Source organism: Microbacterium sp. LjRoot45, from assembly GCF_964253325.1.
Classification (GTDB): domain Bacteria; phylum Actinomycetota; class Actinomycetes; order Actinomycetales; family Microbacteriaceae; genus Microbacterium.
Genome location: NZ_CAXUQM020000001.1, coordinates 2,281,486 through 2,294,881 on the forward strand (window position 1 = coordinate 2,281,486; position 13,396 = coordinate 2,294,881).

General features: G+C 70.5%; 13 protein-coding genes. 8 read left to right on the forward strand and 5 right to left on the reverse strand.

What is annotated here, in order from left to right:
- Nucleotides 1-65: 65 nt before the first annotated feature.
- Nucleotides 66-590 (reverse strand): hypothetical protein, encoded by a 525-nt coding sequence (locus tag ACSQ18_RS10845; RefSeq protein WP_436037311.1) that lies wholly within the window; start codon nt 588-590, stop codon nt 66-68.
- Nucleotides 591-677: 87 nt separating this feature from the next.
- Between ACSQ18_RS10845 and ACSQ18_RS10850 the strand changes: the two genes are divergently transcribed.
- Genes ACSQ18_RS10850 through ACSQ18_RS10875 form a run of 6 tightly spaced genes read left to right on the forward strand, consistent with a single transcriptional unit; the run spans nt 678 to nt 6,769 of the window.
- Nucleotides 678-1,082 carry a VOC family protein gene (locus ACSQ18_RS10850; RefSeq protein ID WP_436037313.1) on the forward strand — a complete coding sequence of 135 codons (405 nt, stop codon included), beginning with the start codon at nt 678-680 and terminating at the stop codon, nt 1,080-1,082.
- On the forward strand, nt 1,079-1,399 hold the full coding sequence (locus ACSQ18_RS10855) for a winged helix-turn-helix transcriptional regulator (RefSeq protein ID WP_436037314.1): 321 nt from the start codon (nt 1,079-1,081) through the stop codon (nt 1,397-1,399). The genes ACSQ18_RS10850 and ACSQ18_RS10855 overlap by 4 nt, the downstream gene beginning before the upstream one ends.
- A 10-nt stretch (nt 1,400-1,409) precedes the next feature.
- Complete coding sequence (locus ACSQ18_RS10860) at nt 1,410-2,036, forward strand: hypothetical protein (protein WP_436037316.1); 627 nt, start codon at nt 1,410-1,412, stop codon at nt 2,034-2,036.
- A gap of 32 nt (nt 2,037-2,068) precedes the next feature.
- Entirely contained in the window at nt 2,069-3,412 is a 1,344-nt protein-coding gene (locus ACSQ18_RS10865; RefSeq protein WP_436037318.1) for an SWIM zinc finger family protein, read from the forward strand.
- On the forward strand, nt 3,409-5,838 hold the full coding sequence (locus tag ACSQ18_RS10870) for a DUF6493 family protein (protein WP_436037320.1): 2,430 nt from the start codon (nt 3,409-3,411) through the stop codon (nt 5,836-5,838). The genes ACSQ18_RS10865 and ACSQ18_RS10870 overlap by 4 nt, the downstream gene beginning before the upstream one ends.
- A 49-nt stretch (nt 5,839-5,887) precedes the next feature.
- Nucleotides 5,888-6,769 carry a hypothetical protein gene (locus ACSQ18_RS10875; RefSeq protein WP_436037322.1) on the forward strand — a complete coding sequence of 294 codons (882 nt, stop codon included), beginning with the start codon at nt 5,888-5,890 and terminating at the stop codon, nt 6,767-6,769.
- A gap of 6 nt (nt 6,770-6,775) precedes the next feature.
- Here the strand turns inward: ACSQ18_RS10875 and ACSQ18_RS10880 are convergent, their stop codons facing one another.
- From ACSQ18_RS10880 to ACSQ18_RS10890, 3 genes are all read right to left on the reverse strand, one after another.
- Complete coding sequence (locus tag ACSQ18_RS10880; protein ID WP_436037324.1) at nt 6,776-8,320, reverse strand: tripartite tricarboxylate transporter permease; 1,545 nt, start codon at nt 8,318-8,320, stop codon at nt 6,776-6,778.
- A gap of 1 nt (nt 8,321) precedes the next feature.
- Entirely contained in the window at nt 8,322-8,666 is a 345-nt protein-coding gene (locus tag ACSQ18_RS10885; protein WP_436037326.1) for a tripartite tricarboxylate transporter TctB family protein, read from the reverse strand.
- Between the two features lie 244 nt (nt 8,667-8,910).
- Entirely contained in the window at nt 8,911-9,921 is a 1,011-nt protein-coding gene (locus ACSQ18_RS10890) for a tripartite tricarboxylate transporter substrate binding protein (RefSeq protein WP_436038432.1), read from the reverse strand.
- Between the two features lie 146 nt (nt 9,922-10,067).
- Here ACSQ18_RS10890 and ACSQ18_RS10895 point away from each other — a divergent pair, with 146 nt between their 5' ends.
- Both ACSQ18_RS10895 and ACSQ18_RS10900 read left to right on the forward strand, forming a co-directional pair.
- Nucleotides 10,068-11,369, forward strand: coding sequence for an ATP-binding protein (locus ACSQ18_RS10895; protein WP_436037328.1), 1,302 nt, complete (start codon nt 10,068-10,070; stop codon nt 11,367-11,369).
- Nucleotides 11,370-11,392: 23 nt separating this feature from the next.
- A complete protein-coding gene (locus tag ACSQ18_RS10900) occupies nt 11,393-12,172 on the forward strand; it encodes a response regulator transcription factor (RefSeq protein WP_436037330.1) in 780 nt (259 codons plus the stop codon).
- Between the two features lie 9 nt (nt 12,173-12,181).
- Here the strand turns inward: ACSQ18_RS10900 and dinB are convergent, their stop codons facing one another.
- Entirely contained in the window at nt 12,182-13,378 is a 1,197-nt protein-coding gene (dinB, locus tag ACSQ18_RS10905) for a DNA polymerase IV (protein WP_436037332.1), read from the reverse strand.
- Nucleotides 13,379-13,396 lie beyond the last annotated feature (18 nt).

Genomic DNA, 13,396 nt, shown 5'->3' on the forward strand with positions numbered 1-13,396 from the left:
TCAGCGCGATGATGCTCACCCAGGTCTTCCGCACCTGCGCATCATGTCACACGGCGTGAGGGGCCTCAGCGATGGTCGAGCGCCGAGTCACGCTTCAGCGCCGCCGCGTCGTTGCGCACCCATGACCGGAGGGACAGCCGCGCGTCGCGCAACTGCGCGTTCGCGTATTCCGCGTCGTCACTGTTCACGGCGGCACTGATGCGCTCGCGCACCGCCGCGCCGAGGCGTGTGCCGGGATCGGCTTCGTCGAGGGCGGACACCCCTTGGGCGGCGGCGACGCGCCGGGTCACTTCCTGACGTGCGAGACCTCGATCGGTCTCGCTCATCCCCTCAGCTGTCGTCACGAAGAGTTGCGCCTCGGTGATGGCACTCATCCAGGCATCGGCGACGCGGCGGTCGCGCGCGGACTGAGCCGCAAGGCGCGTATGCCGCACCGCCACCCACGCGGTGACGAGCCCCAGGATGCCGATGACCACGAACACGGCCAGCGCGATCGAGATCCACGCCGCGAGCGCATCCCACGCGTGTCGGAAGGACATGAGCTGGCAGACGATGTCGTCGCAGGGCGCTTGGGAACTCGTCGATCGCATGGCGTCACGTTATCGCCGCACTCCGTGCGCGCACACCACTTTTCGGGCCCTCTTGACGGCGCACTTGCATTTTGCAAGTATCACGTCATGAGCCTTTTCATCACCTGCCCGGTCGAGAGCGTCGAACGCGCGACCGCCTTCTATACCGCGCTCGGCTGGGCGCTGAACACCGAGATGTCCGACGACAACGTGTCGTGCTTCGCGATCGCGCCCGACCAGTACGTCATGCTCGGCAGCCGCGCGATGTACGCGGCCGTCGGCGGCACGGAAGACCTGATCGGCGGCCCGGACACGCCCTCCAAGGTGACCGTGTCCTTCGATCTCGACAGCCGGGATGCCGTCGACGAACTCGTCGCTCGCGCCGCAGCCGCCGGGGGCCGGGTCGGCGACACCGACGACTACCCCTTCATGTACCAGCGGCAGTTCGACGACCCCGACGGCTACCACTACTCGCCGTTCTGGATGAAGCCGGACTCCGACGCGCCCGCGTGAGCGACCTCGCGAAGTCCCTCGACGTGGTGGGGGCGCGGTGGGCGCTGCTGATCGTCGACCGCCTCCTCGACGGGCCGCAGCGCTACGGCGACCTGCAACGCGACCTCGGCGTGCCCACCAACATGCTCGCGACGCGCCTGCGCGAACTCCAGGAGGCGGGCGTGCTCACCCGCCTGCCCCTGAAGCACAACACCCGCGCCTATGCCCTCACCGAACGCGGACGCGCCCTGCGCCCCGCGATCGAGGCCCTCGCCGCGTGGGGCGCAGACGCGCCGGGTGACTCCCCGTCGGGGCACAGCGGGGCGGGCGCGAGGTAGCGTCAACCCCATGAGCGACGCGCCGCAGCAGCCCGAATGGATACCCGCGCCGGAGGTCCCGCCGCTGAATGGCGAAGAGCGCTTCGTGGGAGTCGCGGCCACGGTCGCGGACTTCTGGAGGTTCGCGATGTCAGATCTCCGAGTGAACAACACGCGCGGATACCTCGCGGAATTCTTGGTGGCGCGAGCGCTGGGATCGAGCGCGCACCGAGTCGAATGGGACGACTACGACGTCCTCTGGCGAGGCATCAAGATCGAAGTGAAGGCGTCCGCGTATCTGCAAGCCTGGCCTCAGCGAGCTCCGTCGCAGCTGCGCTTCACCGGGCTCCGAGGGCACTCGTGGGGTGACATCACTCAGGGCATGTCGGCCGAGAAGACCTACAAGGCCGACGTCTACGTGCTCGCTGCACTGACGACCACCTCCCACGCCGACTACGACCCTCTGGATGTGAGCGCGTGGGAGTTTTTCGTGATTCCTCGCTCGAAACTGATCGAGCTCGGTGTCGACTCGATCGGCCGCAGCACGGCGGCACGCCTCTCACCCTCTCTTCGCTTCGACCAGCTCGCGGAGGCGATCTCGAGCGCGGCCACCCCGGCGTCGAGCTCCGCGGGCGACGACCCGGATCGCGGCGTGTGAATCCCCGCGACTCGTGCCCTTAGGCTGACGTCGTGACGGACGCGGGGACGACGGAGGCGGTGTATCGCTACGCGTTCGAGTCCGTCATCGACCGCGATGGCATCCGCCTTGCGACGACCCGCACGGACGCGTCGTTCTTCTCGGGCTTCGTCGAGCACCCCAAGGTGCTCGCGGACGCACTTCTGGTGCTCGCACGGATCTCTCGCACCCGCTACTACGTGCCGCCCGGGATGCTCGCAGCCGTGCTGCGTGCGGCAGATCCGGTCGTCACCGTCGCGCCCGATTCGCTCAGATTCGAGGCGTTCAGCGCCTGCTGCGGCGTGTATGCGCGTCTCGACGTGACGTCCGACGGGATGGAGGTCGGCTCGCGGACGAGCGGAGTGACGAACGTCGACGTGAATCCTCCTCTCCGGGCGGCCCTCGCCGCGCTCCGCGAGCACGAGCCGCTCCACCTCGTCGTCACGTCCGACGCGATGGAGGTGTCCACGATGGATGCCACGGTGCGGGAGGAGAAGGTGACGCTCCCCAACCGGTGGGTTCGAGGGTTCGCCGAAACGCAAGTGGCGCTGAGCTTCATGTCGGAGCAGCTCCGTCTCGACGCGGCGAGCGCCCGCCGCATGATTCGGTCCCTGCCGTCGTCGTCGCCCACGCGCTCGCTCGTGTGGGTCGTACCGACGAGCGGCACGCAGGTGCGACTTGCCACACGCGCGGCTTCCGACGGGGCGGGGGTTCCCGTGGCGGGCCCCGAACGACTGCGAGCAATCGACCCTCTTCTGCGCCACGCGACCTCGCTCCGCGGCTACGGATCCCATTCAGTGGCGTCCGCGTGGGTGGTGGACGTGCCGGGTGGCCGGTTCACCCTGTGCCTGTCTCCCGACAAGAGTCGCGGCTTCTCCGGCGAGGGCGGACTCCTGGAGAAGCTGTTGGTCGACGGTCCGGGGCGCTCCCACGATGCACAGCTGCTCGACTCATCGTTGAGCGCGGGAACCTACCTGCCGCCCACCGGCGACGGGCTGGGCCTCGAGACGGCCCAGTTCGATGCGGCGGTCGCGGTGCTCGCCACCGGTGGACGCCTCGGCTACGACCTGGAATCCGCGGCATACTTCCACCGTCCACTTCCGCTCGACACCATCGACTTCTCGCGGATCGAAGAGGCACATCCGAGGCTTGTCGCGGCCCGAGCTCTTGTCAGCGAGGGCGCCGTCACCGGGACTGGTGACCCATTTCTGGTGCGGTCCGGTGACGAGGTGTATCAGGTGCGGCGGCGACCGGACGCGACGTTCTCCTGCACCTGCGCGTGGTACGCCCGACACGCCTCGTCGCGCGGCCCGTGCAAACACATCCTCGCTGCCCGTCTGCAGGGAGGGGTCCGGTGAGTTGGCGCCGAGCCTTGCGCACGACCGGCCCGCTGCGCGGAGCGGCGTTCAGCCGACTTCTTACGAAGATGCTGGCGGACCCTCAGACCACCCTCGACGACGCCATCGCCCTCGCCCGGCGGATCGAAGACGACTGGCCGGGGCCCTATGACGTGACCTGGATGTCCTCTTTCCACAGTTCGCATTACTCGCCTCGAGACGTCTTCGTCGAGATGAGACTCCAAGAGCTTGCGGGGATGATCACCGTCCCCCACGACGACGACTACGTGCTGGCCATGGTCGCCGCGATGGGGGCGATCCCGGGCGCGCGGCTGTTCCTTCTCCGACACGACACTCGCCTACGCGAAGAGGTCTTCTGGCGGATCTTCGAGGTCGAAGGGGGAGGCGAGGTCTCGCTCGCCAACGTCGACAAGTTCACCCGTTTCGAGGAGTCCGCCACCTGGCACGGCGTCGTCCTCCAGCTCACCGACGAAGGGGTACTGCCACGGGAACGAGTGCTCACCGCGTGCCTCGATGCGCTCACGCGCGACTTCTCCGCCTACACCTCAGGCTGGTACTCGCGTCTCTTCACCTCGCTCCGCCCGACCGTCGACGAACTGAGCCGTCTGGAGGCGAGCCTTCTCGCCCTGCTGTCCTCGCGCGTCGGGCCGACGGTCACGGTTGCCGTTCGGTCACTGTGGTCGCTTCACAAGGCGCGGAGACTCGACGTCGACAGGCTCGCGGACTTTGCCGCTCCGGCGATGTCTGCGGGCAAAGCGAACGTCGCCCACCTGGTGACCATGCTGAGAAGCGGTGTCGGCGATCAGGATGCGACCGCGCGCGCCGACGCCATCGCCGACGCCCTGGATCACCCGCACCCCGACATTCGATCGGCCGCGGAGGACGCGCTGCGACACATGGGGCGCCTCGACCTGCTTCCGACATCGACTCCTGCTGCCGCGGCATCCGTTGCCGGGCCGTCGCCCGACGAGGGCCTGGAGACTCCCTCGGCGGTCTACCCGTGGCCGGAGAGCGACATCGGCGAGCGTCTCGGAGCCGTGCTCGCGGGGAATGCGGACGGGATCGAGTTCGAACTCGCCCTCGCCGCCCTCGCGACCCTCACGGACCGCTCTCTTCTCGCGCCGCTCATGAAGGTCGCGCGCAAGCGCACGGAGCCCCCGGATTGGCCTCGCGGCGGCCAAACGGCGGCAATGCTCATCGCCCGAGTGCTAGTCCGCATGCACGGCGAAACGTACTACGGCGCCACGGGGAGTGCGGAGCATGACACCGTGGTCGAGTGTCGATCAGACGAGGTCGGCAGGGAGCTCGCGCGCGGGATGCCGGCCGGGGTGCTGCTCGCCACGCCCGAGGACAGCGCTGGCGGGGTGAGCCCGGCGACGCTGGTCGACCGTTTCATCGAACGCGATCAGGCGGGGCGAAGGGTGCTTCCAGCAGACCTGGTCGCCGCACTCCTGCGCGTGTCCGCAGACGGTCGCGCAGCGGCGCTGGCGCGGGTGCCGTCTCGCCCGGTGGTCGACGCGAACGGGGTCGCGGCCGACGCCCTCCGGTACGCCCTCGGCGGCGAGATGCGGGCGATCGAGCCTCTCGACTGGTGGATCGCCGCCGCCCGCGCGCGGAACCCGCTGGGCGACGACCCGCTCCTGATCGCGGCCGGCCACGACTACCCCGGTGCGGGCACCCGCACCTCCGTGACCGAGGAATGGGAGCCGACCCAGGCTGACCACTGGAAAGGGGGCCGCTCGATGCGGCTGATGGTTGTCGGCGGCGCGTCGTCCCGCATCGAGCCGCTTCGGCCCACCTGCGCGCCGAGCACGAAGCGCCGTCGCTACTCATCGTTCGAGTGGGGCAACGCAGGACAGATCTTCGGCGACATCGTCTGCCCGGCTGACGCCGACGTCGCGTCGCTGCTGGGACTGCAGATGCTGGTCTCGGGGCTGGAGTCGGTGACCGAGTTCGGTCAGGCCGAGATCATTGACGGCCTCGCGCGTCATCGCGGCGAGTGGGGACCCTTGTCGGCGTCTGCGCTGGTGCTCGCGCTAGGCCAGCGGCCCGCACTCACGAGAATCCATGCCGCCGAGCTGTTCGCGGCCGCCGTACCGCGGCGCGTGTCCGTGGCGACGGTCGCCGACGCGTTCGTTCGGCATGCCCCGGGCTGCGTCCTCCCCCGATGGGCGACGGCCCTCGCCGACGCGAGCTCGATCTCTTCCGAGGCGCGCACGGCCGTCGCCGACACGCTCTCGGCGTTCCTCCCCCGCATCCCGAACAACAGCCGCGGCGTGGACAAGTTGCTCGACGTCTTGATCGCGACGACCGAGGATCAAACGATCGCGGCCGCCGATCCGAAGCTCCGGGAGTGGCTGGAGACGTTCCGCGGCTCGTCGCGGGCCGCCGTCAACGCGCGCGCTCTTCTCACCCGCCAGCGCTGAGCCCGGCGTTCAGCCGAGCACCCCGGCATCCGCTCACTAGGCTGACGACGTGGAGTCAACGCGGCGCGAGAGGACGGTCTGGGCCGTCGCGCTCCTCAGCGTCCTGGTCGGGTCGATCCTCGTCTACCTCGGTGTCGGCGCCGGGCGAGGCGCCGGCATCGGCTGGCTGGAGTACGTCCGCGAGATGTTCGCGCTGGTCGACCACGTCTCGGTCGGACCCGGTGCCGTCGCGGGCTTCCTCCTCGTCGGTGTCGCCACGATGACCATCGCGTTCCTTTCGGATCGGTGGTGGTCATTGCGCCGGGATGATGCGCCGAGCCGGGGACATCGATCTCGGGCTCTCGCGGTGGCCTGGTGGGGTGCTGCCGCCCTCATCGTGATCGGCCTGTTCACCGTCATCATCGGCATGAGCGCTCCGCAGCCGTTCTTCTCGTACGAGTCCTCCTACCTCGCGTCCCCGTCTGTCATCGAAGACCCGAGAATGCTCTTCGACACCATCTATGTCGCATCGTCCACGTTCGTGGGTGCCGGGATGCTCTGGGCGGGACTTCTGGCGATGAGCGTTCTGATCGGCCGCGCCGTGGTCACCGGCCGCCCGTCGACCGCGCTCCTCTCCGGCATCCGTCGCGGGCCAGCCATCTGGTGGAATGGCATCTGGTGGAGTGGGGTCGCTCTCAGCGCGGTCGGGTTGGCGGTGCTCGTGATCTCTCGCGTGACCCTCCCCCCTGCCCCGGACTACGCCGAGATCATGCCCGCTGTTCCGTCTTCCTCCATCTACCTGATCGAGGTAGCGGACACCAGCGGGTGGGTGACGGCCTCGTTCATCGGGACCGCGCTGGCCGTCGTGGGGATGCTGATCATGTGCGGCGTCCTCGCCCTCTCCGCCCCCGCGCGGCAGACGGAGACCGCCGCAACCGCCACCGCCGACTGACCCGCGTCAGCGACCCACCGGCTCCGTCACCCGCTCGCTCTTCGCTGCGGCGCGGGCGCGTGACCGCGCGACGATCCGCCCGCGGATCGCGAAGGCGAGCACCGCCGCGAGCACGACGTAGAGGCCGATGCTGATGGGACTGTGCACGAGCACCGAGAAGTCTCCGTTCGCGCTCATCGCGGCATCCCGCAGGCTCGTCTCGGCCAGCGGACCCAGCACCATGCCGATGATCAGCGGGGCGAGCGGGTAGTCGAGCGCCCGGAGCAGGAACCCGACGACACCGATGCCGAGCAGGATCAGGAGGTCGACGAGCGAACCCGACGTCGCGTAGATGCCGAGCGCGCAGAACACGGTGATGCCCGCGAAGAGGTAGGGGCGCGGGATGAGGAGGAGCTTGGCCCACAGCATCGCGAACGGCAGGTTCAGGATGAGCAGCACCACCATCGCGATGAAGAAGCTCGCCAGCAGCGACCACACGAGGTCGGGCGCACGGTCGAACAGGAGTGGTCCCGGCTGCAGCCCGTACTGGCGGAACGCGGCGAGCATGATCGCCGCCGTGGCGGAGATCGGCAGACCGAGCGCGAGGAGCGCCCCCATCGCCATGCCGGTGGTCGAGTTGCCCGCAGCCTCCGGCGCCGCGAGGCCGCGGATGGCTCCCTTGCCGAACTGCGGATGGGGGCGACGCGCGTCGAGCCGCTTCTCCAGCCCGTAGGCGAGGAAGGTGGGGATCTCCGATCCGCCGGCGGGGATGACGCCGAAGGGAAGGCCGATCGCGGTGCCGCGCAGCCACGCCGGGGTCGCTTCGCGCAGCTCCTTCCGGCTGAGCCACGGGCGGCCCGTCGGACGCAGCAGCTTCTTGTTCGACGTATGACGCTCCAGGCAGGCGACGTAGATCACTTCGCCGAGGGCGAGGATGCCGACCGTCACCGTGACCAGTGACACCCCGTCGAACAGGTACGGCGAGTCCATCGTGAACCGGGGGGCGCCCGAGACGCCGTCGACGCCGATGACGGCGATGCCGAGCCCGAGGAACAGCGCGGTGAGGCCCTTCAGGGCGTTGTCGGTTACCACCGACGACGTCGCCGCGAAGGCGAAGACAGCGAGCGCGAAGAACTCGGCGGGCCCGAACCGGCTGGAGAAGTCGGCGAGGGCGGGGGCGAGGAACACGAGCACGACGCACGCGACGAAACCGCCGATGAAGGCGCCGATCGCGGCGGTCGCGAGAGCCTGGGCGGCCCTCCCGTTGAGCGCCATCTTGTGGCCCTCGAAGGTCGACGCGATCGCCGACGCCTGGCCCGGCGTGTTCATCAGGATGCCCATCGTCGAGTCGCCGAACAGGCCGCCGAAGTACACCCCGGCGAACATGATGAACGCCGCGGTGGGGTCGAGCGAGAACGTGATGGGGAGCAGCAGCGCCACCGCCATCGACGACCCGAGACCGGGCAGCACGCCCACCGCCGTGCCGAGCAGGCAGCCGATGAGCACCCACATGAGGTTGATGGGCGTGAAGGCGCCGAGGAACCCCTCGCCGAGCATCTGCAAAGCGTCCATGTCAGAAACCTCCGAGGATGCCGGACGGCAACGGCAGGCCGAGGGCCATGTCGAAGCCGATGTAGGCGAGGGAACTCATCGTCAGTCCGACGACGAGGCTGGCGATCGGCCTGGTGGATCCGAAGCCGCGGGTGACGCCCCAGAACAGCAGTCCCGCGGCGATGACCCACCCGAGCACGTTCAACAGGAACGCGAACGTGAGGAACGATCCCAGGATCCACAGCAGCGAACGCACGTCGATGCGGACGGCGCGGGGCTCGTCCGCGGCATCCTCTCCGGCCCCCGCCGCGAGGAGTTCGGCGGTGTGGGGGTCGGGAAGGCTCCGCACCTCGCGGATGCCCGACACCGCCAGGGCGATCGCGAGCCGTAGAGCCCCACCGTGATGATCGCCGGGAAGAACTGCGGCCCCGGGAAGTCGGCCGAGCTCGGCACGCGCATCGTGATGATGCCGACGAGCAGGTAGGTCGCAAACGCCGCCACGACGACCGGCATCGTCAGCGCCTTCGCCAGCGCCGCCATCCCGGGACGGGAGACGATGCGCAGCCGGTCGCCGAGAACAGCGGATGCCGATGTGGGGTTCGGTGGGAAGGTCACAGGCCCATCTCCTCGTACAGGGTGCGGATGCGGCTCTCCTCGTCGTCGAGGAACGTCGCGAGCTCGTCACCGGTGATGATGCGTTCGGTCCAGCGGTAGCGGTCGATGGCATCCCGCCACTGCGGCGTCTCGACGCTGTCGAGCACGAGCTGCGTGAGGCCCTCGACCTCCGCCTCCTCGAGCTCGGCAGGCGCGGCGAGCATGCGCCAGTTGGTGAGGGTGACGTCGTAGCCCTGGTCGACCGCCGTGGGGATGTCGATCCCGTCGATCGGCTCCTGCGCGACGAGCGCGAGCGCGCGCAGACGCCCCGCCTCGATCTGGTCGATGTTGTCGGGATAGCCTCCCGTGGCTGCCTGCGCCGTGCCGTTGAGCAGCGCCTGGATGGCCTCGCCGCCGCCGTCGGAGGAGATGTAGGTGGTGTCGAGCGCGTCGATCCCCGCCGCGAGGGCGAGATCGGTGACGACGAGCTGGTCGAACGAGCCGCCGCCGGTCCACGGGAGCGCTTTCGGGTCGTCACGCCACGCCGCGACAAGGTCGTCGAGCGTCTCGTAGGGCGAGTCGGCCGGCACGACGATGACGTCGTACTCCTCGACGATCACCGCGAGCGGCGTGACGTCGTCGAGGGTGGCGGCCGAACCGAACTGGATCGTCGCCGCCAGCAGCCCCGTGCCGCCGACGAGCAGGTTGTTCGGCTGACCCTTCAGCACCGACACGTTGCCGAGCGCGATCGTTCCGCCGGCTCCCGGCATGTTCACGACCTGCACATTGTTGACGAGGCCGTTCGCCTTCTGCGCCTGCTGCAGTTCGCGCGCCACCCCGTCCCAGCCGCCGCCGGCGGCCGCGGGGGCGATGATCGTCATCGACGCGCTGATGTCCTGACCGGACGCGGCCGAGCTGATCGAACCGAACGCCGCGACACCGATGGCGGCGACGGCGATCAGACCGCCGACAGCGCGGCCGATCGCTCGTCCTGGCCCGGATCTGGGGGGAAGGGGCTCCTGGGTCATCATTGCTCCATTCGCGCGGACATCGTCGTCGCCGCGGGATCGACCTAGGATGGCACCGCCGGTCCGCACCGTCGCGCCGCCGGCGATTTGTTCTCTTAAACGCCGATGGATGCCGACGCGTGGACCCCGACGGGAGAGTGACGACGATGGCGATGCGGCCGAGCCCCCGGGCGATCCGCCTGGCGATGATCCTCCTGCCCTCCGTCGTCGCCCTCGCCGCGCTCGCCGCGACGGTCATGATCGCCCTCTGGTTGCAGGAGAAGAGCATCCGGGATGCCACGGCCGAACGCGTGCAGGAGGTGGCGTCGAGCCTCGCGGAACTGCCGCAGGTGCGCGCCACGCTCGCGGCGAACGTCGGCGCGGGAACACCCGCCGACCTCGCCGACGCCGACGACCTCGCAGACGCCACCTCCACCCTGCAGCCGATCGCCGACCTCGTGGCGGAGGCGGCGGGGGTCTACTACGCCGTGATCACCGACGACGAAGGGGTGCGCATCACCCACCCGCTCGCGTCGGAGCGCGGCATCCAGGTGTCGACGACCAACGAGTCCGTGCTCGCCGGCACACCGTTCCTCGGCACCGAGACGGGTCCGTCAGGCCGGTCGCTGCGCGCGAAGGTTCCCGTGCGGGGCGCCGACGCCGACGTCGTCGGCATGGTCGCCGTGGGGGTGCTGGAATCCGACATCGAGTCGCAGCGCGTCGAAGCGCTCGCGGGCCTCCTCCCCTGGGCCGCGGGGGCACTCGTCGTCGCCACGATCGTGAGCTCGCTCGTCACGGCCGCCGTCGAGCGCCGCTTCCGCCGGCTCGACGGGCTCGCCGCCGAGCACGCCCAGATGCAGCGCACGACCGCCGCCCTCCAGGAGCAGGCGCACGAGTTCCACACCCGACTGCACGTCGTGCACGGCCTCGTGACGGCCGGCGAACCGCACGCCGCGCTGGACTACATCGAGGACGTCGTCGCGGTGAGCGACGCGACCCCGGGCGGTGCGCCGGGCGAGGGCGGCGGCGCCGAGGGCGGTGTGGCGGCATCGGCTCTGCGGGATGCCGCGATGCACGCCATCCGCGCCGACCTCCTCGAACGCGGCGCCCTGGCCGAGTTCGACTTCGAACCCGGCGCCGACCTCGACGACGACGTCGTGTCGATCCTCACGAACCTCAGCCGCAACGCCGGGGAGGCGGGCGCGTCGCGGGTGCGCTGCACGCTCCGTCGCTCGGGCGACCGCCTGTACGGTGCGGTGGACGACGACGGACCGGGCGTCGACCGCCACGTCGCCGCCCGGATCTTCACGCGCGGACTCTCCACGAAAGCGGATGCCGACGGCCGCGGCCGCGGGATCGGACTCGATCTGGTGCGGCGCCTCGTCACCTCGCGGGACGGCTCGGTCGAAGTCGGCGCGTCGACGCTGGGCGGGGCGCGCTTCTCGTTCGAGCTGGCGGCACGCACGTGAGCGCGCTCGTGAGGGTGCTCGTCGTGGACGACGACCGCGGGGCGCGGGCCCTGCACGCCGGATTCGTCGCCGCGACCCCCGGCTTCGTCGTGATCGGCACGGCGGCCACCGGAACGGACGCCCTCCGGCTGGCGGCGGACGCCGACCTCGTGCTCCTCGACATGCGCCTCCCCGACATCAGCGGCATCGAAGTGCTCCACCGCATGCGCACCATGGCCGGCCCCGAACGCGACGTGCTCGTGATCAGCTCGTCGCGGGACCAGACCACCGTGCGACAGGCGATGGCGGGCCGCGTCGTGGGCTACCTCGTGAAGCCGTTCACGAAGGAGGCCCTGCAGGAGCGCCTCGCCCACTACGCCGCCACCCGCACCGAGCGCCCGGACGACGCGGAGCCTCCGAGACAGGTTCCCCTCGGCCAGGGTGAGATCGATCGGCTGTTCACCGGCGGCATCCGCACCGCCCGGCATGCTTCCGGCCGGGGGCAGGGTGCTCGCGGCCAGGGCGCTCCCGGCCCGGGTGCCCCAGGCCCGGGCACCCCCGGCCGGGGCACTCCCGCGTCGCTGCCGAAGGGCCTCGCGCCGACGACCCTCGATCGTGTCATCGCCGCGCTCGACCCCGTCACCCCGATGACCGGCGCCGACGTGGCCGCCGCGTGCGGACTCTCCGCACCCACGGCGCACCGCTACCTCACCCACCTCGTCGAAACCGGTGCGGCCGACCTCGCCCACCGGTACGGACGCCGCGGACGCCCGCAGGTGCTCTACCGCCTCGCACCCGACACCGCTCCCCTCCCCGACGCCTGACGAACGGCGTCACTCGTGCTCCGGCAGGAGCGGCGTCGACCACCCGGCATCCCGCCCCAGTTGGATCGCGCGACCGAGCGACCCGGCGCCGAACCGGTCGCGCACCGCATCGAAGACCGTGTCGAGCCGCGCCCCGTCGCCCCAGTCGATGGGCAACTCCGGCGGCACCTCCTCGCCCCGCGCGAGCTGACCGAACGACACCCCGATCAGTGTCAGCCCCCGCGCCGCGATCTCCGGCTGCGCGGCGGCGAGCAGGCCCCGCGCCGCACCGAGCAGCACCGCCGTGCGGTCGGACGGCGAGCGCAACGTGCGCGACCGCGTCGCCTTCGTGAAGTCGGCGAACCGCAGCCGCAGGGTGACGGTACGGCATCCGCGCTCACCGTCGCGCAGCCGACGGGCCAGCCGGTCGACGATCTGCGTCAGGATGACTTCCACCTCCTCCGGAGCGCGCGGGCGTGAGCCGAGCGCCCGCTGCGAGCCGACCGACCCGCGCCGCCGCGTCGTGACGACGGGTCTCGGATCGAGCAGACGCGCCATCGCGTGCACATGCGCCCCCGCGGCCCGCCCGAGCAGCCGCTCGGCCGTCGCCGCCTCCATCTCCGCCAGTTGCCCGACCGTGCGGATGCCGAAGCGGTGCAGCTTCTCGGCCGTGACCGCCCCCACGCCCCACAGCCGTTCCACCGGCAGCGGGAGCAGGAACGCCGCTTCCCCGTCGGGTTCCACGACCAGCAGACCGTCGGGTTTGCTGACCGCGCTCGCGACCTTCGCGAGGAACTTCGTGCGCGCGACGCCGACCGAGATCGGCAGCCCCACCTCGCCCCGCACGCGCTCCCGGAGCCCTCGGGCGATGTGCACGGGGTCGCCGACGAGCCGCCGCAGTCCCCCGACCTCGAGGAACGCCTCGTCGATCGACAGGCCCTCCACGAGCGGCGTCGTGTCACGGAAGATGTCGAACACGGCACGGCTGGCGGCGGCGTAGGCATCCATCCGGGGCGGGACCACCACGGCATCCGGGCACAGCTCGCGCGCTTGCCGGCCACCCATCGCTGTCTTGATGCCGCGCGCCTTCGCCTCGTAGCTCGCGGCGAGCACCACCCCGCCTCCGACGATCACCGGCCTCCCCCGCAGCGCCGGGTTGTCGCGCTGCTCGACCGACGCGTAGAAGGCGTCGAGATCGGCGTGGAGCACGGTCGCCTCCCCGCGCATGTCGCCTCCCCCCTCGGG

Bases quoted from the DNA above. Each gene is read 5' to 3' on its own strand.
- ACSQ18_RS10845 (WP_436037311.1), bottom strand. From the start codon at position 590: ATGCGATCGACGAGTTCCCAAGCGCCCTGCGACGACATCGTCTGCCAG.
- ACSQ18_RS10850 (WP_436037313.1), top strand. From the start codon at position 678: ATGAGCCTTTTCATCACCTGCCCGGTCGAGAGCGTCGAACGCGCGACC.
- ACSQ18_RS10860 (WP_436037316.1), top strand. From the start codon at position 1,410: ATGAGCGACGCGCCGCAGCAGCCCGAATGGATACCCGCGCCGGAGGTC.
- ACSQ18_RS10880 (WP_436037324.1), bottom strand. From the start codon at position 8,320: ATGGACGCTTTGCAGATGCTCGGCGAGGGGTTCCTCGGCGCCTTCACG.
- ACSQ18_RS10890 (WP_436038432.1), bottom strand. From the start codon at position 9,921: ATGACCCAGGAGCCCCTTCCCCCCAGATCCGGGCCAGGACGAGCGATC.
- ACSQ18_RS10895 (WP_436037328.1), top strand. From the start codon at position 10,068: ATGGCGATGCGGCCGAGCCCCCGGGCGATCCGCCTGGCGATGATCCTC.
- dinB (WP_436037332.1), bottom strand. From the start codon at position 13,378: ATGCGCGGGGAGGCGACCGTGCTCCACGCCGATCTCGACGCCTTCTAC.